Origin of the sequence: Maricaulis sp., from assembly GCF_048270265.1 — a bacterium.
In the GTDB taxonomy this organism is placed as follows: Bacteria; Pseudomonadota; Alphaproteobacteria; order Caulobacterales; family Maricaulaceae; genus Maricaulis.
The window spans coordinates 120,773-142,979 of the sequence record NZ_JBLWTD010000001.1 but is presented as its reverse complement, the minus strand read 5'-3'; the positions used below and the strand labels follow the sequence as shown (position 1 = coordinate 142,979).

Annotated in this window: 23 protein-coding genes; 12 read left to right on the top strand and 11 right to left on the bottom strand. The window is 63.9% G+C overall.

What is annotated here, in order from left to right:
* Positions 1 to 34: 34 nt before the first annotated feature.
* The 3 genes from ACN0YF_RS00735 to rsmA are packed head-to-tail and all read left to right on the top strand — an operon-like array spanning position 35 to position 3,182.
* Positions 35 to 1,309, top strand: coding sequence for a peptidylprolyl isomerase (locus ACN0YF_RS00735; RefSeq protein ID WP_417481524.1), 1,275 nt, complete (start codon positions 35 to 37; stop codon positions 1,307 to 1,309).
* Positions 1,309 to 2,325 carry a 4-hydroxythreonine-4-phosphate dehydrogenase PdxA gene (gene pdxA / locus ACN0YF_RS00730; RefSeq protein ID WP_417492946.1) on the top strand — a complete coding sequence of 339 codons (1,017 nt, stop codon included), beginning with the start codon at positions 1,309 to 1,311 and terminating at the stop codon, positions 2,323 to 2,325. The genes ACN0YF_RS00735 and pdxA overlap by 1 nt, the downstream gene beginning before the upstream one ends.
* Complete coding sequence (rsmA, locus tag ACN0YF_RS00725; RefSeq protein WP_417492945.1) at positions 2,322 to 3,182, top strand: 16S rRNA (adenine(1518)-N(6)/adenine(1519)-N(6))-dimethyltransferase RsmA; 861 nt, start codon at positions 2,322 to 2,324, stop codon at positions 3,180 to 3,182. The genes pdxA and rsmA overlap by 4 nt, the downstream gene beginning before the upstream one ends.
* Here the strand turns inward: rsmA and gmk are convergent.
* The 7 genes from gmk to fabD all read right to left on the bottom strand — a co-directional run bounded on the left by gmk (position 3,169) and on the right by fabD (position 9,168).
* Positions 3,169 to 3,822, bottom strand: coding sequence for a guanylate kinase (gene gmk / locus ACN0YF_RS00720; protein ID WP_417481527.1), 654 nt, complete (start codon positions 3,820 to 3,822; stop codon positions 3,169 to 3,171). The genes rsmA and gmk overlap by 14 nt on opposite strands.
* A complete protein-coding gene (locus ACN0YF_RS00715) occupies positions 3,812 to 4,693 on the bottom strand; it encodes a YicC/YloC family endoribonuclease (protein WP_417492944.1) in 882 nt (293 codons plus the stop codon). Before ACN0YF_RS00715 ends, gmk begins: the two co-directional genes overlap by 11 nt.
* 1 nt (position 4,694) lies before the next feature.
* A complete protein-coding gene (gene mltG, locus ACN0YF_RS00710) occupies positions 4,695 to 5,759 on the bottom strand; it encodes an endolytic transglycosylase MltG (RefSeq protein ID WP_417492943.1) in 1,065 nt (354 codons plus the stop codon).
* Between the two features lie 25 nt (positions 5,760 to 5,784).
* Positions 5,785 to 7,065, bottom strand: a complete 1,281-nt coding sequence (fabF, locus tag ACN0YF_RS00705; RefSeq protein ID WP_417492942.1) for a beta-ketoacyl-ACP synthase II — start codon at positions 7,063 to 7,065, stop codon at positions 5,785 to 5,787.
* Between the two features lie 10 nt (positions 7,066 to 7,075).
* A complete protein-coding gene (locus ACN0YF_RS00700; protein ID WP_091770144.1) occupies positions 7,076 to 7,312 on the bottom strand; it encodes an acyl carrier protein in 237 nt (78 codons plus the stop codon).
* Between the two features lie 162 nt (positions 7,313 to 7,474).
* Positions 7,475 to 8,212 carry a 3-oxoacyl-[acyl-carrier-protein] reductase gene (fabG, locus tag ACN0YF_RS00695; protein ID WP_417481531.1) on the bottom strand — a complete coding sequence of 246 codons (738 nt, stop codon included), beginning with the start codon at positions 8,210 to 8,212 and terminating at the stop codon, positions 7,475 to 7,477.
* 2 nt (positions 8,213 to 8,214) lie between these two features.
* Positions 8,215 to 9,168, bottom strand: coding sequence for an ACP S-malonyltransferase (gene fabD, locus ACN0YF_RS00690; protein ID WP_417492941.1), 954 nt, complete (start codon positions 9,166 to 9,168; stop codon positions 8,215 to 8,217).
* A gap of 236 nt (positions 9,169 to 9,404) precedes the next feature.
* Here fabD and rpsF point away from each other — a divergent pair, with 236 nt between their 5' ends.
* The 9 genes from rpsF to ACN0YF_RS00645 all read left to right on the top strand — a co-directional run bounded on the left by rpsF (position 9,405) and on the right by ACN0YF_RS00645 (position 17,708).
* Positions 9,405 to 9,761: a 30S ribosomal protein S6 gene (gene rpsF / locus ACN0YF_RS00685; RefSeq protein WP_091770150.1), complete on the top strand. Its 357-nt coding sequence runs from the start codon at positions 9,405 to 9,407 to the stop codon at positions 9,759 to 9,761.
* Positions 9,762 to 9,788: 27 nt separating this feature from the next.
* A complete protein-coding gene (gene rpsR / locus ACN0YF_RS00680; protein WP_091770326.1) occupies positions 9,789 to 10,028 on the top strand; it encodes a 30S ribosomal protein S18 in 240 nt (79 codons plus the stop codon).
* Positions 10,029 to 10,040: 12 nt separating this feature from the next.
* Complete coding sequence (rplI, locus tag ACN0YF_RS00675) at positions 10,041 to 10,667, top strand: 50S ribosomal protein L9 (protein ID WP_417481533.1); 627 nt, start codon at positions 10,041 to 10,043, stop codon at positions 10,665 to 10,667.
* A gap of 173 nt (positions 10,668 to 10,840) precedes the next feature.
* A complete protein-coding gene (locus ACN0YF_RS00670) occupies positions 10,841 to 12,322 on the top strand; it encodes a replicative DNA helicase (RefSeq protein ID WP_417491960.1) in 1,482 nt (493 codons plus the stop codon).
* Positions 12,294 to 13,418 carry an alanine racemase gene (alr, locus tag ACN0YF_RS00665; protein ID WP_417492940.1) on the top strand — a complete coding sequence of 375 codons (1,125 nt, stop codon included), beginning with the start codon at positions 12,294 to 12,296 and terminating at the stop codon, positions 13,416 to 13,418. The genes ACN0YF_RS00670 and alr overlap by 29 nt, the downstream gene beginning before the upstream one ends.
* 60 nt (positions 13,419 to 13,478) lie before the next feature.
* Complete coding sequence (radA, locus tag ACN0YF_RS00660; protein WP_417492939.1) at positions 13,479 to 14,855, top strand: DNA repair protein RadA; 1,377 nt, start codon at positions 13,479 to 13,481, stop codon at positions 14,853 to 14,855.
* A gap of 23 nt (positions 14,856 to 14,878) precedes the next feature.
* Positions 14,879 to 15,523, top strand: a complete 645-nt coding sequence (locus ACN0YF_RS00655) for a CvpA family protein (RefSeq protein WP_417492938.1) — start codon at positions 14,879 to 14,881, stop codon at positions 15,521 to 15,523.
* Positions 15,520 to 17,001: an amidophosphoribosyltransferase gene (gene purF, locus ACN0YF_RS00650; protein ID WP_417492936.1), complete on the top strand. Its 1,482-nt coding sequence runs from the start codon at positions 15,520 to 15,522 to the stop codon at positions 16,999 to 17,001. The genes ACN0YF_RS00655 and purF overlap by 4 nt, the downstream gene beginning before the upstream one ends.
* Positions 16,998 to 17,708 (top strand): SDR family NAD(P)-dependent oxidoreductase, encoded by a 711-nt coding sequence (locus tag ACN0YF_RS00645; protein ID WP_417492934.1) that lies wholly within the window; start codon positions 16,998 to 17,000, stop codon positions 17,706 to 17,708. The genes purF and ACN0YF_RS00645 overlap by 4 nt, the downstream gene beginning before the upstream one ends.
* A gap of 51 nt (positions 17,709 to 17,759) precedes the next feature.
* On the opposite strand, the gene der is transcribed toward ACN0YF_RS00645, so the two are convergent.
* The 4 genes from der to panB form a co-directional block, all read right to left on the bottom strand.
* Positions 17,760 to 19,157: a ribosome biogenesis GTPase Der gene (der, locus tag ACN0YF_RS00640; protein ID WP_417481540.1), complete on the bottom strand. Its 1,398-nt coding sequence runs from the start codon at positions 19,155 to 19,157 to the stop codon at positions 17,760 to 17,762.
* Between the two features lie 12 nt (positions 19,158 to 19,169).
* Entirely contained in the window at positions 19,170 to 20,537 is a 1,368-nt protein-coding gene (locus tag ACN0YF_RS00635; RefSeq protein ID WP_417492933.1) for a PQQ-binding-like beta-propeller repeat protein, read from the bottom strand.
* The gene (locus tag ACN0YF_RS00630; RefSeq protein ID WP_417492932.1) at positions 20,530 to 21,279 is read right to left on the bottom strand and encodes a tetratricopeptide repeat protein; all 750 of its coding nucleotides are present in this window, start codon (positions 21,277 to 21,279) and stop codon (positions 20,530 to 20,532) included. Before ACN0YF_RS00630 ends, ACN0YF_RS00635 begins: the two co-directional genes overlap by 8 nt.
* 74 nt (positions 21,280 to 21,353) lie before the next feature.
* Positions 21,354 to 22,181, bottom strand: a complete 828-nt coding sequence (gene panB, locus ACN0YF_RS00625; protein WP_417492931.1) for a 3-methyl-2-oxobutanoate hydroxymethyltransferase — start codon at positions 22,179 to 22,181, stop codon at positions 21,354 to 21,356.
* Between the last annotated feature and the right edge of the window lie 26 nt (positions 22,182 to 22,207).

Below are 22,207 nucleotides of genomic sequence, written 5' to 3'. Positions count from 1 at the left end.
TTTGGGTAATGTTCCGCGCGGAACCGGATAGCGAATGTTGATGACACCCGTTAAAAACCTAGTACTGGCGTTTATGGCGTCCCTGCTCGTGATCGCGGCGCCTGGCGCCATGGCACAATCGACCGAGGGCGTAGCCGCGCTTGTGAACGATCAACCGATTACCACGGTAGATGTTCGCAATCGCATGCGGCTGATCATTGCCTCGACGGGGTTGACCCAGATTGACCCGGCGACCCTGGCCCAGATCCAGGGTCAGGCGATCCGCGGCCTGGTCGACGAAAACCTGCAATTGCAGGCCGCCCGTGAATACGACATCGAGGTCACGGACGAAGAAATCAATCAATCGATCCAGGATCTCGCAGACCGCAACAACACCACGATCGACGCCATTGTCGGCGATCTGGAACGTTCCGGCGTCGATGTCGCGACCCTGCGGCACCAGCTCGAGGCGGAAATCGCTTGGCAGGTTCTCGTCAATGGCCGCTATGGCTCGCGTATCCGGATCAGTGACCAGCAAATCGAAATGGCGCTTGAGCGCCTCGCCGCCAGTGCCTCCCAGCCGCAATTCCGGATTTTCGAGATGTTCTTCGAAATTCCGAACGTCAACGCCGAAGAAGAAACCGTGCAGCGCGTCATCGCCGTGATGGATCAGCTGCAGCGCGGGGCTCCCTTCCCGGAACTGGCGCGCCAGTATTCAGACGCTCCGTCAGCCGCCAATGGCGGCGATATCGGCTGGATCGTGGCCTCGCAATTGCCGCCTGAAGTCGCGGCGATCGTCCCGCAGCTGATGCAGCAATATACCCAGAGCCGCGGCGGCGCAGCCCTGTCCAACCCGGTGCGGGTGCCCGGTGGCTACACCATCGTTGCCCTGGTTGCCGCACGTGATGGCACAACGACGCTGCAATTCGACCTGGTGCAGATCACCGTACCAGCCAGCGCTGTCCAGGCGGACACAAATGCAGCCCTGACCACCGCGCTGGCGGCCAACCCGACCTGTTCCGAGGCCGAGGCGGCGGCAAGACGCGTCCCGGGTGCTGTCGTCACACCGCTTGGTGCCATCGGTGCCGACTCGCTGCTGCCGCAGATCCGTGATGCCCTGACGCCCCTGCGCGAAGGGGGCAATACCGGCGTCCTTCAGACCGCAGCCGGACTGCAAGGCCTGATCGTCTGCGAACGCACCATTGCCGGCCCGGGCGTTCCCAGCCGGGATGATCTGGAATCGCAGTTGCGCGGTCAGCAGCTCTCCCTGCATTCACGCCGCTGGCTCAGGGATTTGCGCCGCGACGGCACGGTCGAGATCCGCGAGTAATGTCGCGCCCCTCACCTGTCGTCATTTCGATGGGTGATCCGGCTGGTATCGGTCCGGAAATCATCCTCAAGGCCTGGTCACAGCGCCGCAGCGATGCGCCTGTCTTTGCCTGTATCGGTGACCCCGAGTCCCTGCGTGCCACTGCCCGGCAACTCGCCCTGCCCGCCCCGGTCGAGATCACATCATCCGCCGAGGCCGCATCGGTATTTGCCGCTGCCCTGCCCGTTCTGGCAGCTCCCGCCCGTCTCACCACACCCGTCATTGCCGGCCGGCCTGACCCGCGCCATGCCGCCTGTGTGAAGGCCTGTATCGAGGCCGGAGTGGAACTGTGCCTGATGGGTGAGGCCAGCGTCCTGGTCACAGCCCCGATCGCCAAATCCGTGATGTATGCAGCCGGCTTCAATTTTCCTGGTCATACGGAGTTTCTCGCGGAATTGACCCGGGACCATCCGGTCGCCGGCGAGCGCGGCCCGGCCATGATGCTGGCCGGCGGCGGACTGCGCGTCGTGCTGACCTCGATCCACGAATCCCTCGCCCAGGCCATCGCCGGCCTCTCCGCGGCACGTATCGAGCACATCGCCCGCCTGACGCATCAGGCACTGGTGCGCGATTTCGGCATTGCCGAGCCTCGCCTCGCCCTGGCTGGCCTCAACCCGCATGCCGGCGAAGGCGGCTCACTCGGGCGCGAGGAGATCGAGATCATCAATCCCGCCGCTGCCCGCCTGCGCGCTGAAGGCATCAGCATAAGCGACGCCCTGCCGCCCGACACGATGTTCCATGCCGAGGCGCGCGCCGGCTATGACGCCGCAATCTGCCTCTATCACGACCAGGGCCTGATCCCGGTCAAGACGCTGGATTTCCATAGCGGCGTCAATATCACCCTCGGCCTGCCCATCGTGCGCACCTCGCCCGATCACGGCACCGCCTTCGACATTGCCGGCCAGGGTGTGGCCCGGGCTGACAGCCTGCTCGCGGCCCTTGATGCCGCCCGTGAAATCGCCGGACACCGCGCATGAATGATCCGCTCCCCCCGCTGCGGGATGTCATCGCCCGCCATGACCTGGCGGCGAAGAAATCCTTCGGCCAGCATTTCCTGCTCGACCTCAACCTGACGGCCAAGATCGCCAGCTTCGCCGGAGACATGTCGAACAGCCATGCGATCGAGATCGGCCCCGGCCCTGGCGGGCTGACGCGGGCGATCCTGGGCGCCGGCGCGCGCCACCTCACCCTGGTTGAAAAGGATGCACGCTTCCTACCAGCACTGGAGGAAATCTCGGCGGCCTGGCCCGGACGCGTCACGGTGCTGGAGGCCGACGGGCTGACGATTGACGAGACCGCTATCCTGACCGGCGATGATCGCGTGATCCTGTCCAACCTGCCCTATAATGTCGGCACGATATTGCTGATCAAATGGCTGCAGGCGCAGCCGATCTGGTGGCGGCGCGCGGTCCTGATGTTCCAGCGCGAGGTCGCTGACCGTATCGTCGCCGCCGTTGGCGACAAGGCTTATGGCCGCCTCGCCATCCTGACGCAGTCGGTGTGTTCAGCCCAGATGGTGATGAAAGTTCCAGCCCAGGCCTTCACCCCGCCGCCCAAGGTCGAATCCGCTGTCGTGATGCTCGATCCCCTGCCGGACGGCCAGCGCTTTGCCGACCTGCAGGCGCTCGGCACCGTCACCGCCTCCGCTTTCGGACAGCGGCGCAAGACCTTGCGGCGCAGCCTGGGACAGGCTGCGAGCCAGACGACGGCCTCAACCGAAGAACTGATTGCCGAAGCCGGGCTTGAACCCGGCGCCCGTGCGGAAACAATTGATATTGCAGGATTCCAGGCGCTTGCCAGAGCCTGGCGGGCGGCGCGCGCTATTCAGCCATAAGCGCGGCGACAAAATCATCCAGCCAGGGATGACGCGAACGCTTGAGGCGTTCGGCGTGCAGGATCTGGTTGAGCTTGTCGAGAGCGCGGGCGAAATCATCATTGACGATGACATAGTCGTATTCGTGCCAGTGACTGATCTCGTCCTTGGCGCGGGCCATGCGGTCACGAATGATTTCCGGCGTGTCCTGGCCACGCTTGCTGAGACGGTCCTCGAGCAGGTCCAGAGACGGCGGCAGGATGAAGATCCGCACCGTATCGTCCGGCGCCTGCGCCGCGAGTGCCTGGGCACCCTGCCAGTCGATATCGAAAATCACGTCACGGCCATCATCGATGGCATCGAGCACCTGGGTTTTCGGCGTGCCGTAATAGCGGCCGAACACTTCGGCCCATTCGAAGAAGTCACCGGCCTCGATCTGGGCCTTGAATTCCTCGACGCTGACAAAATTATAGTCCTGTCCATCGACCTCGCCGGGACGCGGCTGACGCGTCGTGGTCGAGACCGACAGGACAACATCCGGGTTCTGGCTCAGCAGGCGCTTGGACAGCGTCGTCTTGCCGGCACCCGACGGGCTCGACAGCGCCAGAAGCACGCCGCGGCGGCCGCCGCGAAAGATCGGTGGATGTCCGTCACTCGACATTCTGTACCTGCTCCCTGAATTGGTCGACCGCGTTTTTCATGGCGAGGCCAATCTGGGTCAGTGAAGAATCGGAGGACTTGGAGCATAGAGTGTTTGCCTCGCGATTAAACTCCTGTGACAGGAAGTCGAGCTTGCGGCCGGTCGGCGATCCGGCCTCCAGCAGCTCGCGCGCGGCGCGGACATGGGCATGCAAACGGTCGAGTTCCTCGCGCACATCCATCTTCACTGCCATGGCCGCGGCCTCGACAGCAAGCCGCTCCGGATCGAGGCCCTGCGGCAGGAGCTCGGCGTATTTGGCGGCAATGCGATCCCGAATCGCGTCCAGGCGCACAGCGGCGCTGGTTTCGGCCTGCTGCGTCAGGCTCTCGATGGTATCGACATGGGCGCTCAGCAGGGCCTTCAATTCGCCGCCCTCGACCAGGCGCACATCGCGGAGATTGTCGAGCGCCAGCGCCAGGCTTTCGAGCAGCGCGGCATCAAGCTCGCCAGCATCCTCAGGCTCGCTACGGTCCTCCAGATCGAGCACACCGCGCACGCCCAGCAGACCGTCGAAACTGACCGGCAGGACCCGGCCGCTGACGACATAGGGTTCGGCGGCGGCAAGAATGGCATCAATGCGCTGGGTATCGATGCGCAGGGCCGCCTGGGCAGCATCCCGATTGAGGGTCAGGCTGGCCTGCACATTGCCGCGGGCGAAACGTACCTTGGCCAGATCACGCGCCGCAGCCTCGAGGCGTTCATAGCCGCCTGGAAAGCGAAAGCGGGCCTCCAGCCCCTTGCCGTTGACGCTGCGCGCCTCCCAGACCCAGCTGAATTGGTCAAAGCTGGCCTCGGTGCGGGCAAAGCCCGTCATGCCGGATAATGGCGCCATACTAATCGCCCGCACGCTGGCGGGCCCTCTCGATCTGGCGCCAGCGCGCGACATTTCTCTGATGCTCGGCATAAGTGGCGGCGAAGGCGTGTCCGCCCGTCCCGTCGGCGACGAAGAACAAGGCCCGGCTTTCGGCCGGGTTGAGCACAGCTGCAATCGATTCGGCGCCCGGATTGGCGATTGGCGTCGGTGGCAGACCGTCATTCTGGTAGGTGTTCCAGGCGTTGTTCGCATTGTCGAGTTCGGAGCGGCGCAGACCGCGTCCGAGGGGCTCACCGCCGGTGATGCCGTAGATGATGGTCGGATCGCTCTCCAGCCGCATGCCGCGGCGCAGGCGATTGACGAAAACGGCGGCAACTTCCGGCCGTTCCGAGGCGACACCGGTTTCCTTCTCCACTACGGAGGCGAGAATGATCGCCTCCTCGCGGGTTTCAAACGGCAGGTTCTCGGCACGGTGAGGCCACAGCTCGTCCAGGAGCTCGCTCTGGGCCGCGAGCATGCGATCAATCACGGCTTGGCGCGAGGTGCCGCGATCAACCAGATAGGTCTCGGGCAAAATCGTGCCCTCGGCCGGAATTTCGGTGATTTCACCGGTGAGGACATCGGCCTCCTGCAGGACAGCGACGATCATCGCGCTGGTCAGACCTTCGGCGAAGGTGACCGAGTGCTGCACCGTGCGTCCCGAACGAAGCAATTCATAGATCTGCGCCATGCTCGCCTCGGCGGGCACGGCATATTCGCCGGCGCGCAGGGCACGGTCGCCGCCATCGAGCGTTACGGCCGCGCGGAACACTCGCCCGTCACGCACCAGGCCCGCGGCTTCGAGTTCATTGGAAATCCGCACCAGCCCCGTGCCACGCGGCAGCGTGATCACCGTTTCCTCGAGCGCCGGCCCCGGACTCACAAATTCCGCCTGCAGCCAGCGATAGCCGCCATAGACGGCGCCGGCGGCCAACAGGGCGAGCACCAGCAAGCTGACAAAGAGCCACAGGACGATGCGTCCAAGGCCGCCCTTGGGCTTTGCATTGGCATTGACCTTCGCCTGGGGCGTTTTCACGTCACTCATGGAGCCATCCCGAAAAGCGGCGCACTCAGTCGGCCGCGACGAATACCACGGAGGCATTGGTGCCACCGAATCCGAAAGAATTCGATAGCGCCGCGCGAACCGGACGTTTGACGGGCTTGTGGGCCGCCAGATTGAGGGAAGTCGACACCGACGGATTATCGAGATTGAGGGTCGGCGGACAGATGCCGTCGCGGATCGCGAGGATGGAGAAAATGCCTTCCACCGCACCGGCGGCACCGAGCAGATGCCCGATCGCCGACTTGGTCGAGGACATCACGACATCATTGCTGTCGCCGAACAGGCGTTCAACGGCGCGCAATTCGATCTCGTCGCCCTTGGGTGTCGAGGTGCCGTGGGCGTTGACGTAATCGATCTCGGACGGGTCCAGACCGGCATCCTTCAGCGCGGCCGACATGGCGCGGAAACCGCCATCGCCGTCATCAGCGGGCGCGGTGATGTGGTGGGCATCGCCCGACAGGCCGTAGCCCTTGACCTCGGCATAGATGGTCGCGCCGCGCGCCTTGGCGTGCTCGTATTCCTCGAGCACGACAACGCCGGCCCCCTCGCCCATCACGAAACCGTCGCGGTCGCGGTCCCAGGGGCGCGAACCGGCGGTCGGATTGTCGTTGAAACCGGTCGAGAGCGCCTTGCAGGCGATGAAGGAGGCAATGCCCAGACGGCAGACGGCCGCTTCGGCGCCGCCGGCGACCATCAGGTCGGCATCACCGCGAGCCACCAGCCGCGCGGCATCGCCGATCGCGTGGGCGCCGGTTGAACAGGCGGTGACGACAGAATGATTGGGGCCCTTGAGCCCGTGACGGATCGAAACCTGGCCAGAGGCGAGATTGATCAACAGGCCGGGGATGACAAAGGGAGAGAGCCGCCTTGGACCTTTTTCATGCAGGTCGATGGAGGCGTTATAAGTGGATTCCAGGCCGCCAATGCCCGAGCCGATCATCACGCCGGCGCGGCAGCGTTCTTCTTCGCTCGTGGCAACCCAGCCGCTGTCGGCGATGGCATAATCGGCCGCGGCAATTCCGTAGAGAATGAAATCATCAACGCGCTTCTGGTCGCGCGGGCTCATGACGGTGTCCGGGGCAAAGGCACCCGGATCATCGGCTGAACCACCACCGCGGCCATCGACGCGCGGCACGAGACCGGCGATCTGGCAGGCCAGATCGCCGGTTTCAAAATGCTCAATCAGGCCCAGACCGGATTGGCCGGCAAGAAGTCGTCCCCAGACGAGATCCTTGCCGCAACCAAGCGGAGTGACCAGACCGATACCCGTGACGACGACGCGCCGCATGGTCCAGTCTTTAGCCGACTTTCTCGGAGATGAACTTCACAGCGTCACCGACCTTTTGAATGTGTTCGGCAGCGTCGTCAGGAATTTCGATATCGAACTCCTCTTCAAACGCCATCACGAGCTCAACATTGTCCAGGCTGTCAGCACCCAGATCGTCGATGAAGCTCGCATTATCCGTGACTTTTTCGATGTCGACATCGAGATGCTCAACAACGATTTTTTTAACGCGCTCGAGAACGTCAGACATTTCAGACCCTCATGGTAATTCGCCGCAGGAAATCGACGGCGCAGGAAAGGAGGCAGAGCGCCCCAAAACCGGGCCGCCTTCACCAAGATGCGCGGGCAAGTAACATACTTCCCGAGCGGTGACCAGAATGGGCAACCGTGCTCATTCTGACAAGATAGTATGCTAAATCATAGCCATGCCGCCATTCACATGCAGCGTCTGGCCGGTGACATAATTGGCTTCCTGGCTGGCCAGATAAACAATCGCAGCAGCAATATCATCGCCGGTGCCCAGATCGCCAGCAGGAATTTTGGTCAGGATCGCCTTGCGCTGCTCTTCATTGAGCACATCCGTCATCGGCGAGGCAATGAATCCGGGAGCTACGCAATTCACGGTGACGCCGCGCGAGGCGACTTCCTGGGCCAGGGATTTGGAAAAACCGATCATGCCGGCCTTGGACGCACAGTAATTGGTCTGACCGGGATTGCCCGTCACACCGACCACCGAAGTGATGCCGACGATACGGCCCCAACGCGCCTTCATCATGCCGCGCAGGGCGGCACGGCAAAGCCGGAAGTAACTCTCCAGATTGACGCGCATCACCATGTCCCAGTCATCATCCTTCATGCGCATCAACAGCTGATCGCGGGTGATGCCGGCATTGGCGATGAGGATATCCATCGAGCCCATCGCCTCGGCGGCCTGTTTCGGCAGCGCGTCGACAGCATCGGCATCGGAAAGATTGCAGGGCAGGACATGGGTGCGGTCGCCCAGTTCGGCGGCCAGTTCCTGCAGCACGTTTTCACGTGTACCTGAAAGAGCGACGGTGGCGCCTTGCGCATGCAACGCCTTGGCAATCGCCTGGCCGAGGCCGCCTGTGGCGCCGGTGACGAGCGCATTCTTGCCGGTCAGATCGAACATGGTCAGTTATCCTCTTTCAGCGAAGCCGCGAAGGCTTCCAGATCGGCGGCCACATTGAGCGGCACGCCATTCGCGTCCTTGGTGGTGCGTTTGAGCATGGTGGTGAGCACCTTGCCGGCGCCGGCCTCGGCGAGCGTCTTGATACCGCCCTCCTCGACCATCCACATGACGCTTTCGCGCCAGCGCACCCGGCCGGTCACCTGTTCAACCAGCTGACGGCGAATGATTTCGACGTCGGAGGTTGGACGGGCCGTGACATTGGCGACCACCGGCACGGCGGGCAAGGAGATGACCGTCGAGGCCAGGGCCTCGGCCATCGCATCGGCGGCGGGCTGCATCATGGCGCAATGGAATGGCGCCGAGACGGGCAGCATCATGGCTTTCTTGACGCCCAGCGTGCTCGCCCGGTCGATGGCGGCCTCGATGGCAGCCGTTGCGCCGGAGATCACGATCTGGCCGGGCGCATTGTCATTGGCAATGGCACAGACGCCGACCAGCGAACCGGCATCAACGGCCTGCTGCGCCATGTCCTCATCGGCTCCGAGCAGGGCCGCCATGGTGCCCAGCCCGACCGGAACGGCCTGCTGCATGGCACGGCCGCGCAGCTTGAGCAGTTTCGCAGCATCGCTGATCGTCAGGGCGCGCGCCGCAGCCAGGGCCGAGTATTCGCCCAGGCTGTGGCCGGCGACGAATTTCGCCGCGCTGACATCAACCCCGAATTCGGCCTCAAGCACCCGCATCACGGCCAGGCTGGCCGCCATCAATGCCGGCTGCGCGTTTTCCGTCAGGGTGAGATCCTCGATCGGACCATTGGCCATCAGGCCGGAAAGATTCTGTCCGAGCGCCTCATCAACCTCGGCCAGCACGGCGCGGGCGACGGCGAATTCGGCGGCGAGCTCCTGGCCCATGCCGACGGCCTGGCTGCCCTGGCCGGGAAATACGAATGCGAGCGTCATCAGAACGCCTCCCGTCAATTGAATTGTCCGCTCGATACCCCTTGTCATGTTGCACGCGCAAGAGGGGATGCGGCTTGCACGCCCCACGGCTTTAGGCTATGGCCGCGCTTCGCTTGGTTGCGGTCCTGTCCCTTTATCTCCGTCACATGGTGTGGCGGATCGGTCCAGGAGCCACCGCGAGCCTGCCCGCCCCTTCGGCGAGGCTTGCGCCGCAACCGCTTATGAAGGGAGCCAAGATGGCACTTTACGAGCACGTATTCATCGTACGCCCGGACGTTTCTCCGGCCCAGATGGAAACTCTTCTGGAAGAAACGAAGACCCTGATCGAGACCAATGGCGGCAAGACCGGCAAGATCGAATATTGGGGCCTGCGCAACCTGTCCTACCGCATCAACAAGTCGCGCAAGGGTCATTACGGCCTGATCGATATCGACGCCAATGGCGCCGTCATCGACGAACTTGAGCGCCTGCAGCGCCTGTCCGAAGACGTCATGCGTTTCATGACCCTTCGTGTCGACGAGCACACCGATCAACCTTCGGCGATCCTGTCGAAGAAGGATGATCGTCGTCCGCGCCGCGATTTCCGGTCGTAAGGAGAGAAACAGATGTCATCCGATAATATTGCAAACCTGCCAGCCCGCCGGCCGTTCATGCGCCGTCGCAAGGTGTGTCCGTTCTCCGGCGAAAATGCGCCTGCGATCGACTACAAGGATCCCAAGCTCCTGCTTCGCTACATGTCCGAGCGTGGCAAGATCGTCCCGTCCCGTATCACGGCGGTATCCGCCAAGAAGCAACGTGAACTGGCCCGCGCCATCAAACGCGCCCGCCAGATGGCTCTGCTTCCCTATGTGATGGATTAAGGAGAGCGCACGATGAAACTGGTTCTCCTGGAACGCGTCGAAAAGCTCGGCGTCATGGGTGATATTGTCTCGGTCCGCCCGGGATTCGCCCGTAACTTCCTTCTGCCGCAAGGCAAGGCGCTCCGCGCCAATGAAGGCAATATGGCCCGCTTCGAAGCGGAAAAAGAAGCCCTGATCGCGCGCAATGCCGAACGGGCTGCTGAAGCGGCAACCGCCGGTGAAGTGATCGATGGCGAAACCTTCGTCATGGTTCGCTCGGCTGGTGAAAGCGGTCAGCTCTACGGTTCTGTCTCCTCGCGTGACATTGCCGAGATCGTTTCCGAATCCGGCACTTCGGTCGCCCGCTCGCAGATTGATCTGCATGCGCCGATCAAGAAGCTGGGCCTGCACGACATCCGGATCCGCCTGCACGCCGATGTGGCCGTGACGGTGACGATCAATGTCGCCCGCTCGCTCGACGAAGCCGAACGCCAGGCCTCCGGTGAAGATGTGATCGCAGCCCAGGCTGACGAAGATCGCGCCATCGCCGAAGCCCAGGCTGCCGAACTCTTCGAAGCCAGCGAAGAAGGCGAAGAACTGGCCGAACGCCGCGCCGAAGGTGCGGACGATTCGGAAGCGCCTGAAGCCGACGAAGACTAGGCCTTCAGCCAACGCTGAATGCCGGAAACGGGCGGGTCATTTGATCCGCCCGTTTTTGTTTGCAACCGGACTTTTCCACACCCGTCCACAGGCCGGGGAAATACTGTGGCAAAGATTCACCCTGCGCGGATTGAGGGGTCGCATCCCGACCGCCGAGCCTGTATCCCATTCGCATGACCACTGAGCTGATGACCTTCGAGACCGGCGAACCGACGACGCTGGAGACCGCGCCGCACAATCTGGAGGCCGAGCAGGCCTTCCTCGGTGCCCTGCTCTACGACAACGAGATCTATCACCGTGTCGCCGACTGGCTGAAGCCCGAGCACTTCTATGATCCCGTCCATGGCCGGATTTTCGAAACCGCTTCGGACCTGATCGGTCGCGGCTCACTGGCCGATGCCGTGGTTCTGAAAACCCATTTCGACCGCGATGATGGCCTGCGCGAGATCGGCGGCACCACCTATCTGGCCGTGCTGATCGAGAGCGCGGCGAACAATTCCGCGGCCACCGAATACGCGCGAATGATCTATGAGCTCGCCCTGCGGCGCGACTTGATCCGCATCGGTGATGAACTGTCGGCGACCGCGACTACCGATTCGGAAACCCAGCCACGCAAGCTGATCGAGGCTGTCGAACAGCAATTGTTCAATCTCGCCGAGGCCGGTTCGACCTCGCGCGGTTTTGTCAGCTTCAAACAGGCCCTGACCGAATCCGTCGAGACCGCTGCCGCCGCCTATGAGCGTGATGGCGGACTGTCGGGCATTTCCTCGGGCCTGAAAGCGCTGGACGACAAGCTCGGCGGCATGCACCCGTCCGACCTGATCATCCTCGCGGGGCGTCCCTCGATGGGGAAAACCGCGCTGGCCACGAATATCGCCTTCGATGTGGCGCGCAATTACGCCAGCGAAGAACAACCCGACGGCACGATGAAGACGACCAAGGGCGGCGTGGTCGGTTTCTTCTCGCTGGAAATGTCGGCCGAACAGCTCGCCATGCGTCTGATCGCCGATTACACCGGCATCCCCGGCTATATGATCCGCCAGGGCACAATCGACGCGACCCAGTACGAGGAAATCCGCGACGCAGTGCTCGAGATCCAGTCGTTGCCGCTCTACATTGATGACACGGGTGGTCTGCCAATCGGCGCCCTCGCCGCGCGCGCCCGCCGTCTCAAGCGCACCCACGGGCTCGACCTGATCATCGTTGACTACCTGCAGCTGGTCACCTCCTCGCGCAACCGACCGGGCGATAGCCGGGTGCAGGAAGTCTCGGAAGTAACCCAGAACCTCAAGGCCCTGGCCAAGGAACTGGAAGTTCCCGTCATCGCTCTGTCCCAGCTCTCGCGGAATGTCGAAAGCCGCGAGGACAAGAAGCCCCAGCTCTCCGACCTGCGTGAATCGGGCTCGATCGAGCAGGACGCCGACGTGGTGCTCTTCGTCTATCGTGAGGCCTATTACAAGGAACGCGAGAAGCCGCGTGAGGACACGCCGGAATACTTGGCCTGGCAGGAAGAGTTCCGCGTGATCGAAAAGCTCGCCGAAGTCGTGATCGGCAAGCAGCGCCACGGTGCGATCGGCACGGCCAAGCTGGCCTTCGACGGCGCGCGCACGAAGTTCAGCGATCTCGATGTCCGCTTCGAAGACGGCCAGGACTGACCCGATGGTTCAGCCGGCGCCGCGTCTGATCATCGATCTCGCCGCGATCCAGCGCAATTACGCCCGCCTGCAGGCGATGGCGCCGGGAGCGCGGGTCGGCGCGGTGGTCAAGGCCAATGCCTATGGACTCGGCGCGATGCAGGTCCTGCCCGCGCTGGCCGATGCCGGTTGCCGCACATTCTATGTCGCCCACACGGCCGAGGGCCGCGAGGCACGCGACGCGCTGGCCGGACGACCGGCGGAGATTTTCGTCTTCAACGGGTTCTGGCCCACCGACCTGGCGGCGCTGCGCGAGGCGCAGCTGTTTCCCGTCATCAACGATCTGCATCAATTGCATCAGCTGCGCGAGCTGGCGCCGGACCTGCCCTGCGCGATCCATTTCGACACCGGCATGAACCGGCTCGGTCTCGGCCCGAACGCGACCCGGACGCTGATGGAGAATCCCGACTGGCTCGCCGGCCTCGAGGTGCGCCAGCTGATGAGCCATCTGGCCTGCTCCCACGAAGCGTCCCATCCGCTCAACGCCCGGCAATTGGAGCGGTTCGCCCGCATTCGCGACCTCTTCTCCGGCATCCCGGCCAGCTTCGCCAATTCCGGCGGCGCCATGCTCGGCTCAAGCTATCATTTCGACATTCTGCGCCCGGGGCTGGCCCTGTATGGCGGCCATCCAGCCGAGGGCGGCCCCAATCCGTTCGAGGCGGCGGTGCGGGTCGAGGCACCGGTGCTACAGGTGCGCACTATCGCTGCCGGTGACTGCGCCGGCTATGGCGCCATTTTCACCGCCGAACACGACATGCGTATTGCCACCGTCGCTACCGGCTATGCTGACGGATTGCTGCGCGCCTGCGGCGATGGCGGGTTTGGCCGCATCGGCGGCACCCGGGTCCCGATCATCGGCCGCATCTCGATGGATCTGACCACTGTCGACCTGAGCGATGTTACCGCCCCCGTTGAGCCGGGCGACTGGGTGAGTTTCCTGGGTGAGGATGTCGGGGCGCTGGCCGAGACGGCGCACACCATCACTTATGAATTCCTCGTCCGCCTCGGCCAGCGGTTCCAGCGCGTCTACCAGCCTGCCCCTGTCACAGCAGACTGAGCTTGCCGCACGGCGGAACAGAGTGTGAACTAAGCGCCAAGTTGAAGAAGACGATTCGCCATGGCCCGTGCTGAAAACATCTATGTCTGCCAGAGCTGCGGTGCCTCCCAGAGCAAATGGGCCGGGCGCTGCGATGCCTGCGGCAGCTGGAACACGCTGGTCGAGGAAACCCCCGCCGCTCCGCTGGGCACCCAGGCGACCAGCGCCAAGCGCCGCGGCAAGGGCAGTACACTCGACCTGGTCGATCTCGGCGCCGACACGCCCGAAGCTCCACGCCTGAAATCAGGCATTCCCGAACTCGACCGGGTCTGCGGCGGCGGTCTGGTTCGCGGATCGGCCATACTGGTTGGCGGTGATCCGGGGATCGGCAAATCGACCTTGCTGCTGCAACTCGTCGCCCTGATGGCCCGCGCTGATGCACGCGCGATCTATGTCTCCGGCGAGGAAGCGGTCGCCCAGGTGCGCCTGCGCGCGCGGCGGCTTGGCCTGGCCGATGCGCCGGTTTCACTGGCGGCGGAGACCTCACTCAACAATGTGCTCGATGGCCTGAAATCGGAAAAACCCGACATCGTCGTGATCGATTCGATCCAGACCATGTGGAGCGACCAGCTCGCCGCCGCACCGGGCACCGTCGCCCAGGTCCGCGCCTGTTCGCAGGAATTGGTGCGCTTCGCCAAACAGCGCAATTGCATCGTGATCCTGGTCGGCCATGTCACCAAGGACGGCCAGATCGCCGGACCGCGCGTGATCGAGCACATGGTCGATGCCGTGCTCTATTTCGAAGGCGAGCGCTCGCATCAATTCCGCATCCTGCGCGCGGTGAAGAACCGTTTCGGCCCGACCGACGAGATCGGCGTGTTCGAGATGGGCGATTCCGGACTGGGCGAAGTCGCCAACCCCTCTGCCCTCTTCCTCGATGGCCGCGGCGATTCGACGTCGGGTGCCGCGGTATTTGCCGGTATGGAGGGCACACGGCCCGTCCTGAGTGAAATCCAGGCCCTGGTTGCCCCGGCGGCCTTTGGCACGCCGCGCCGGGCTGTCGTCGGCTGGGATAGCGGCCGGCTGGCCATGGTGCTCGCCGTGCTGGAAGCGCGCTGCGGCGTCGACTTCTCCAATCGCGACATTTTCCTCAATGTCGCCGGCGGCCTGAAAATCGCCGAACCGGCCGCCGATCTGGCGGTTGCGGCCGCCATCGTCTCCTCGGCGCTGGATGTTGCCCTGCCCTCGGACGGCGTTGTTTACGGAGAAATCAGCCTTTCCGGTGATGTTCGCCCGGTCGGCCGGAGCGATTCGCGCCTCAAGGAAGCGGCCAAGCTGGGCTTCACGCGGGCCATCGCCCCGAAGGCCTCGGCCGACGATGCAGCGCCGGTGCGGGTTCTGGGCGTGGCCACAGCGCTCGAACTGGTGCAAACTCTGCAGGCGATGGCGGGCGAATAGGGAACAGGCCGATGGACGGCTCCTTGAGTGCATTTGACGGGATCGGTCTGACCGTCCTGCTGATATCCGGGCTTCTGGCGCTGGTGCGCGGTTTCGTGCGCGAAGCGCTGTCGATGACAGCCTTTGTCGTCGCCTCGCTGGCGACCCTGTGGGCACTTCCGGCCTTTCTGCAGCCGGCTCGCGATCTGATCGACCCCGACTGGCTCGCGCCGCTGGCGATCGGGGCCGTGATCTTCCTGCTGGTCTATCTGGCCATAACCTTCGTCACCTCTTCGCTCTCGAGAGGGCTGGCCAAGGGCGATGACGTCAATGTCGTCGACCGCACGCTCGGTTTTGCCTTCGGCGTGGTCCGCGGCCTGATCCTGCTGGCACTCGGCGTGATCGTCATGACCGCGACCCTCGGGACAAACGGTCAGCCACCGGCCGCCGTGACAGCCTCGCGCATCTATCCGCTGGTCAATGCGACCGCCCGCGCCCTTCAGACACTGGCGCCAGCGACCTCGCGCCTGGCCGCGACCGGACGCCTGCCCGAGGCTGCCTCCGACCCCGTCTATGATCCGATTGCAGAAACCATAAGAAATGATGCGGCCACCTATGGCAGCCGGGACAGAAACCGACTAGATGAGCTGATCGGTTCGACCACGGATGACCAGGATGACGATGGATGAGCGATAAACACGCACTTCCCTCCACGCTGACTTACGATCCCATTACGGATCGACCCCAGGAAGAATGCGGCGTTTTCGCCGTTTACGGCAGCGAGGACGCCGGTGTTCTCACCGCCCTCGGCCTGCATGCGCTGCAGCATCGCGGCCAGGAAGCCTGCGGTATCGCGACCCATGACGGGTCGCGTTTTCATGTCGAGCGTTATCTCGGCCTGGTCGGCGAGAACTTCGCCTCCCCTGACATGCCCTCCCGCCTTCCGGGCAAGGTTGCCATCGGCCATGTGCGCTACTCGACCCAGGGCGCCTCGGTGCTGCGCAATGTGCAGCCGCTCTATTCGGACGTGCGCGGCGGCGGCATTGCCCTGGCGCACAATGGCCACATCACCAATGCACGCGTCCTGCGCGAAGAACTGGTGTCCAGCGGATCCATCTTCCAGTCGACCAGCGATTCGGAAGTCGTGCTTCACCTCGCAGCCCTGTCGCGCAAGTCCAAGCTGACCAATCGCCTCTCCCATGCCCTCAAGCAGATCGAGGGCGCTTTCGCCTTCGTGGTGCTGGTGAATGACCGCCTCATCGCGGCCCGTGACCCCTATGGCATCCGGCCGCTGGTGATGGGCAAGCTGGACGATGCCATTGTCTTCGCCTCCGAGACCACGGCGCTCGACATGGTCGGTGCGACCTATGTCCGCGACGTCGAACCGGGCGAAGCGGTGATCCTCTCCGATGGCGAGATGCGCAGCGAACGCTTCTCGCCGGCGCGCCCGGCCCGCACCTGTGCCTTCGAGTACATCTATTTCGCCCGCCCCGATTCAATTATCGGCGGCCGCAGCGTCTATGAGGCCCGCAAGGAAATGGGACGTCAGCTGGCCGGCGAATCGCCGGTCGATGTCGACGTCATCATCCCGGTGCCAGATAGCGGTGTGCCAGCGGCGATCGGTTATTCGGAAGCGAGCGGCATCCCGTTCGAACTCGGGATCATCCGCAGCCACTTCGTCGGCCGCACCTTCATCCAGCCCAACCAGGACCGGCGCGACCTCTCGGTCCGGCTCAAGCACTCCGCCAATGCCGCCGCCGTGCGTGGCAAGCGCGTGCTGCTGATCGATGATTCCATCGTCCGCGGCACCACCTCGCTGAAGATCGTGCGGTTGATGCGCGAAGCCGGGGCGACCGAAGTGCATTTCCGCTCCGCCTGCCCACCGATCAAATTCCCTGATTTCTACGGGATCGACATGGCCGGTCAGAAGGAATTGATCGCCGCGAATATGAATGTCGAGCAGATGGCCACCAAGCTCGAGGCCGACAGCCTCGCCTTCCTGACCGTCGACGGCATGTACAAGGCCATCACCGGTCGCCCGCGCGACAACCGCGCGCCGCAACTCTCCGACCACTACTTCACCGGCGATTATCCGACGCGGCTCATGGATCATGACCGCTCGCTGTCGGCGAAGGAGTTCCAACTCTCCCTTCTGGTGGACGCATGACCTCTGCAGACCTGACTGGCCGCGTCGCCTTGGTGACCGGGGCTTCGCGTGGCATTGGCCGCGCCATGGCGCTCGAACTCGGCAAGGCCGGCGCTCACGTGATCGCCACCGCGCGCACCACTGGCGCGCTGGAAGAGGTCGATGACCTGATCCGCGCCGCCGGCGGTTCCTCGACCCTGGTGCCACTGGACCTGATGTCGAGCGACGGCATCGAAGAGCTCGGAGCCATCATCGAAGAGCGTTGGGGCAAGCTCGACATTCTGCTGTGCAATGCCGGCCAGCTCGGCGTGCTGACGCCCGCTGCCCAGGTCAAGGCGAAGACATGGAATGAGGTCATCGGCGTCAACCTGCTGGCCCCTGCCCGCCTGATCCGTGCCTTCGAGGCCTTGCTGATGAAATCCGAGGCCGGCGGTCGTGCGGTCTTCATCTCGTCAGGCGCAGCCACCTCGCGACGCGCTTTCTGGGCGCCCTATGCGGCCAGCAAGTCCGGGCTCGACGCTCTGGTCCAGTCCTGGGCCGAGGAGCACAAGAACAATGCGTTGCGCATCAATGCCGTCTATCCCGGCGCCGTTCGAACCGTAATGCGGGCCAAGGCCTTCCCCGGCGAAGACGCGAATACGCTGCCGGAACCGGCCAGCCTCTGGCCTTTGATTCACGAACTGGTTGCCGACGATTGCCGGCGCCACGGTGAAATCGTCCGCGCCTGAGGCCTCCCCAATACCGCATGAAAAAGGCCCGGGTCATTGCCCGGGCCTTGATCAACGTTTCTTGGGTCCCTGCGGGGTGCCGCCGCGCTCATTGCCGGCTTCCTTGTCGACATAGGGGTTCTTGCCGGCCTTGACGATCAGTCGGATCGGCACGCCCGGCAGATCAAATGCCGTGCGCAAGCCATTGATCAGATAGCGCTTATAGCTATCCGGCAGATCGGCCGCGCGCGAACACATCAACACGAAGGTCGGCGGCCGTGACTTGGTCTGGGTCAGATAGCGCGGCTTGATCCGGCGGCCGTTGACGGCCGGCGGCGGGTGACGCTCGATCATCTCGTGCAGCCAGTCATTGAGATCGCGGGTCTTCACCTTGGCGTCCCAATTGTGATGCAGCACCGACAGGGTCGGCATGATCTTGTCGAGCCCCTTGTTCTTCAGGGCCGAGATCGGCAGTAGCGGCGCGCCGGACATCTGCGGCAGCAGCCGGTCGAATTCCTCGCGCACTTCCTTGAGATAGGCTTCCCGGTCGGGCACGAGATCGAATTTCGAAATCGCCACAGCGACGGCACGGCCTTCGGAAAAGGCCATGTCGGCCAGCTGAAGATCCTGTTTTTCGAGTGGATGACTGGCATCCATGAGCAAGAGAACCACTTCAGAGAACTTGATCGCGCGCAGGGTGTCGGCAACGCTCATCCGCTCGAGCCGATCGGAGACCTTGCCCTTCTTGCGCAGTCCGGCGGTGTCGTGCAGGCGAACGCGCCGCCCGTCCCACAGCCATTCGACGGCGATGGCGTCGCGGGTGATGCCGGCTTCGGGGCCGGTGATCAGGCGTTCCTCGCCGATCAGGCAATTGATCAGGGTCGACTTGCCGGCATTGGGCCGGCCGATCACGGCGATGCGCAGCGGCGGGGCATCCGGACGGGCCTTCGAACTCTTGCGCGGCTGCTCGCCAATGGCATCGATGATCGCCTGGTAAAGCTCGCTCATCCCCTCGCCATGGGCGGCGGAGATGGCGACCGGTTCGCCCAGGCCCAGGCTGTAGGCATCAAGCAGACCCGCCTGCCCGGCGCGCCCCTCGGCCTTGTTGGCCAGCAATACGACGGGCTTGCCCGCCTTGCGCATGACTTCAGCGAAGGTCTGGTCGAGCGGCATGATGCCGGCGCGGGCATCGATCAGGAGCAGACAGATGTCGGCGTCCTTGATCGCGATCTCGGTCTGGGCGCGCATTTCCGCCTCCAGACCTTCCTTCTTCTCGTCATCATAGCCGGCAGTGTCGATCAGACGCAGATCCATATCGCCGAGACGGCCCACGGCTTCACGGCGGTCGCGGGTCACCCCCGGCCGGTCATCGACAATCGCCAGCGGCTTTCCGGCCAGACGATTGAACAGCGTCGATTTTCCCACATTGGGCCGTCCAACGACGGCGATGCGGGGTATAAAATCAGTCATTTGTTTTTTGGCCTATCGAAGCGCTATCAGGCGCGCTTCATCGGTAACCACATAAACGGTCTCATTGGCAATCACGGGTGCCACAAAGACCGATTGTCCGAGCGAGAACTGGCGGATGATCTCGCCGTCATAGGCATTGACCAGGACGCCGTCGCCATCGCTGGAGGCGAGGAAGACCCGTCCCCCGGCCAGAACGGGGCCAGCCCAGGCAATGCGGTTCTTGCGCCGGTTCGGATTCTCGAACAGGTCGAGCTGGGTAATCCAGTGAACCACACCCGTATTGCGGTTGAGGCAGACCAGTTCGGCCTCACTGGTGATGATGTAGAGGAACTCGCCCGCAACCCAAGGCGTGTGCAGACCACCGGCCGGCTGGGTCCAGACCCGCTCACCGGTGCGCAGTTCGATCGCCACCAGCGTACCGGAATGGCTCATCGCATAGACGATACCGTCGATGATGACCGGGCTGCCGGCCACATCATTGATTTCCGACAGGGCCGTCAGGCCGGCACCGCGGGTCAGGCTGTCAGACCAGACCGGGTTGCCGTTCTGGACCCGCAGGGCCACGAGCTCTCCGGACGCGAAAGGCGCCACGACGATATCGCCCAGCACGGCCGGGCTTGGCCCGGTGAGCAGGCGTGCCGTCTCGACAATGCCCTGATAGGTCCACAGGACCGAACCGGTCGCAGCATCGAGCGCCAGCAGTTCATTGTCGTCACTGGTCACGAAGACGCGGCCATCGGCGACGGTCGGCGCGCCATGGAAGGGCACCAGCGTCTCGGTGCGCCAGACTTCCTCGCCGGTTTCCGCATCGAGGGCGACGAAGAAATTGAAGCCGGAATGGGCAAAGATCCGGCCGGAATCATAGGCCAGGCCCGAACCAAACGACATGCGGTCATAACGATTGGGAACGCGCAGGCGCACCGACCAGACCTGGCTTCCGGTTTCGGCATTGAGGGCCGTGATCTGTCCGGTCGCGTCACCCGCGAAAATGCGGCCTTCGGCGATTACCGGCCGGGCATTGAGCCGCCGGTTGTTATTGGAGCCCTGGCCAATGGACTGGCGCCAGGCCGTGTCGAGATTTCCGCTGGCCTGGGTGTGTTGCAGGGCATGGGTCGGGTACCCGCCCGGCTGCGGCCAGACCGTATTGATGTAGGCCTGCGGCAGCGAGACGGTCTCCAGCTCGGTGTCCGTGCTGATCTGCAGCGTCTGCTCGAACGAGAGGATCGACACGCGGCCATCGGTCGGCGCGGTATCGGTGTTCTCATCGCCGTTCGAAAGAAAGTCGAAGGCATTCATCGGATTGGGAACCGAGGAGCAGGCCGCGAGCGGCGCCATCACCAGGGCCAGAGCGGCCACACGCAAACGCTTAACATCAATCATCGCCCGAATCCCCGGCGCTAGCTTGTTCAGTATCTGAATCGGTTGCCGTCGTGGCAGCTGCCGGTTCGGGCGCCACCATTTCCGCTTCGCCGGGCTCGTTCTGGCCGGCAATCAAGGCCAGGCCTTCCAGCGCCCGCCGCGCCACGCCCTGCGGCGCATCGAAACTGGTCGACAGGAATTGATACTCGCGGCGCGCCCGTTCCATATCGCCGGCCCGGAGCGCGGCCACAGCGATCGCCTCGCGTGCCAGATGCCGGTAGGGCGAGGTCGCGGTCGTCAGCGGTGTCAGGCGAATCTCGACGTCATTGAAGCTCAGCGTGTCCCACAGGGCCCACACCGCCTTCAGCGTGGCGAGATCGCGGACAAGGGGCTCGGCAGTGCGTGCAGCGACCTGTTCGTAAAAACCGGCGGCAGCGGCATTGTCGCCCGCGTCCAGTGCGATTCCGGCGCGTTGCATCAAGGCCAGCGTCGCATAGGAGGCGGTGCCGGTTTCCACCAGCGTCTCGAGACCGGAGACAGCCTGTGCCGGACGCCCCGCGTCCAGCGCGTTCATCGCGACCTCGAAGGCATCCGAGGATTGCTCACGTGTTGAGGTCTGCCACGCGTGCCAGCCCTGATAGCCGGCGGTACCGACGATGATCGCAGCGGCGACGCCCAGCACCAGCGGGCCGTATTGGCGCGCCAGGTCCTGGTATTTGTCTCTGCGAAGTTCCTCGTCAACTTCTTCGAAAATATCGACCACGTCGAAGCGGCTCCGTGCTTATGGGATAATATGCGCGCGACCCTAACGTCAGCGCGCCTCAGCGGCAACAGACCTCAACCGTCAATACGCTTCAGGGTGTAGACCTCGTCGCCGGAGGGAAAGCTGCGCTCGCGCACTTCGCGGGCATAGCGCGCGACGGCCGCGTCGGTACGCTCGGCCATATTGTCATAGCGCTTGACGAATTTCGGTGTCCAGTTGAACACGCCGAGCATGTCCTGGGTCACCAGGATCTGCCCGTCGCAATGGCCCGACGCCCCGATTCCGATGGTCGGGACCTTGACGGTCTGCGTGATTTCGCGCGCCAGATCCTCATCCACCCCCTCGATCACGATCGCAAAGGCACCGGCCTGCTCGGCGATCGCCGCTTCCTCGATCACGCGATCACGTTCGGCGCCGGTCTTGCCCTTGGCCTTGAAGCCGCCCTCGGCGAGCGCCGCCTGCGGCCGCAGCCCGACATGGCCGATCACCGGGATGGAACGCTGGGCCATGAATTCGATCGTCTCGCCGGCATAGGTGCCGCTCTCGATCTTGATCGCCTGGCAGCCGGTCTCGCTCATGATGCGGGCGGCATTCTCGAAGGCCTGTTGCGGGGATTGCTCATAGCTGCCAAACGGCATGTCGACGGCGACCAGCGCCCGACTGGCACCACGCATCACGGCCTGGCCGTGCAGGATCATCATTTCGAGGGTGACGCCGATGGTGCTGGCGAGGCCGTGCACGACCATGCCGACACTGTCGCCGACCAGCAGAAGATCGCAATGCGGATCAAGCAGGCGCGCCATAGGAGCATCATAGGCGGTGAGGCAAACCAGGGGCTCGAGCCCCTTGCGCGCGCGGATATCGGCGGCGGTGATACGGCGGGTCTGGGTCTGGGCGGACATGGGGGGCGGCCTCTCGGGGCTGGGAC

What these genes read in the sequence shown, in the direction of transcription:
- rplI (WP_417481533.1), top strand. Translation starts at nt 10,041, where the DNA reads ATGAAACTGGTTCTCCTGGAACGCGTCGAAAAGCTCGGCGTCATGGGT.
- purF (WP_417492936.1), top strand. Translation starts at nt 15,520, where the DNA reads ATGAGCGATAAACACGCACTTCCCTCCACGCTGACTTACGATCCCATT.
- ACN0YF_RS00635 (WP_417492933.1), bottom strand. Translation starts at nt 20,537, where the DNA reads ATGATTGATGTTAAGCGTTTGCGTGTGGCCGCTCTGGCCCTGGTGATG.
- pdxA (WP_417492946.1), top strand. Translation starts at nt 1,309, where the DNA reads ATGTCGCGCCCCTCACCTGTCGTCATTTCGATGGGTGATCCGGCTGGT.
- rsmA (WP_417492945.1), top strand. Translation starts at nt 2,322, where the DNA reads ATGAATGATCCGCTCCCCCCGCTGCGGGATGTCATCGCCCGCCATGAC.
- fabF (WP_417492942.1), bottom strand. Translation starts at nt 7,065, where the DNA reads ATGCGGCGCGTCGTCGTCACGGGTATCGGTCTGGTCACTCCGCTTGGT.
- ACN0YF_RS00645 (WP_417492934.1), top strand. Translation starts at nt 16,998, where the DNA reads ATGACCTCTGCAGACCTGACTGGCCGCGTCGCCTTGGTGACCGGGGCT.
- rpsF (WP_091770150.1), top strand. Translation starts at nt 9,405, where the DNA reads ATGGCACTTTACGAGCACGTATTCATCGTACGCCCGGACGTTTCTCCG.
- ACN0YF_RS00700 (WP_091770144.1), bottom strand. Translation starts at nt 7,312, where the DNA reads ATGTCTGACGTTCTCGAGCGCGTTAAAAAAATCGTTGTTGAGCATCTC.
- panB (WP_417492931.1), bottom strand. Translation starts at nt 22,181, where the DNA reads ATGTCCGCCCAGACCCAGACCCGCCGTATCACCGCCGCCGATATCCGC.
- mltG (WP_417492943.1), bottom strand. Translation starts at nt 5,759, where the DNA reads ATGAGTGACGTGAAAACGCCCCAGGCGAAGGTCAATGCCAATGCAAAG.
- radA (WP_417492939.1), top strand. Translation starts at nt 13,479, where the DNA reads ATGGCCCGTGCTGAAAACATCTATGTCTGCCAGAGCTGCGGTGCCTCC.
- ACN0YF_RS00715 (WP_417492944.1), bottom strand. Translation starts at nt 4,693, where the DNA reads ATGGCGCCATTATCCGGCATGACGGGCTTTGCCCGCACCGAGGCCAGC.
- ACN0YF_RS00670 (WP_417491960.1), top strand. Translation starts at nt 10,841, where the DNA reads ATGACCACTGAGCTGATGACCTTCGAGACCGGCGAACCGACGACGCTG.
- ACN0YF_RS00735 (WP_417481524.1), top strand. Translation starts at nt 35, where the DNA reads ATGTTGATGACACCCGTTAAAAACCTAGTACTGGCGTTTATGGCGTCC.
- fabG (WP_417481531.1), bottom strand. Translation starts at nt 8,212, where the DNA reads ATGTTCGATCTGACCGGCAAGAATGCGCTCGTCACCGGCGCCACAGGC.
- gmk (WP_417481527.1), bottom strand. Translation starts at nt 3,822, where the DNA reads ATGTCGAGTGACGGACATCCACCGATCTTTCGCGGCGGCCGCCGCGGC.
- alr (WP_417492940.1), top strand. Translation starts at nt 12,294, where the DNA reads ATGTCCGCTTCGAAGACGGCCAGGACTGACCCGATGGTTCAGCCGGCG.
- fabD (WP_417492941.1), bottom strand. Translation starts at nt 9,168, where the DNA reads ATGACGCTCGCATTCGTATTTCCCGGCCAGGGCAGCCAGGCCGTCGGC.
- der (WP_417481540.1), bottom strand. Translation starts at nt 19,157, where the DNA reads ATGACTGATTTTATACCCCGCATCGCCGTCGTTGGACGGCCCAATGTG.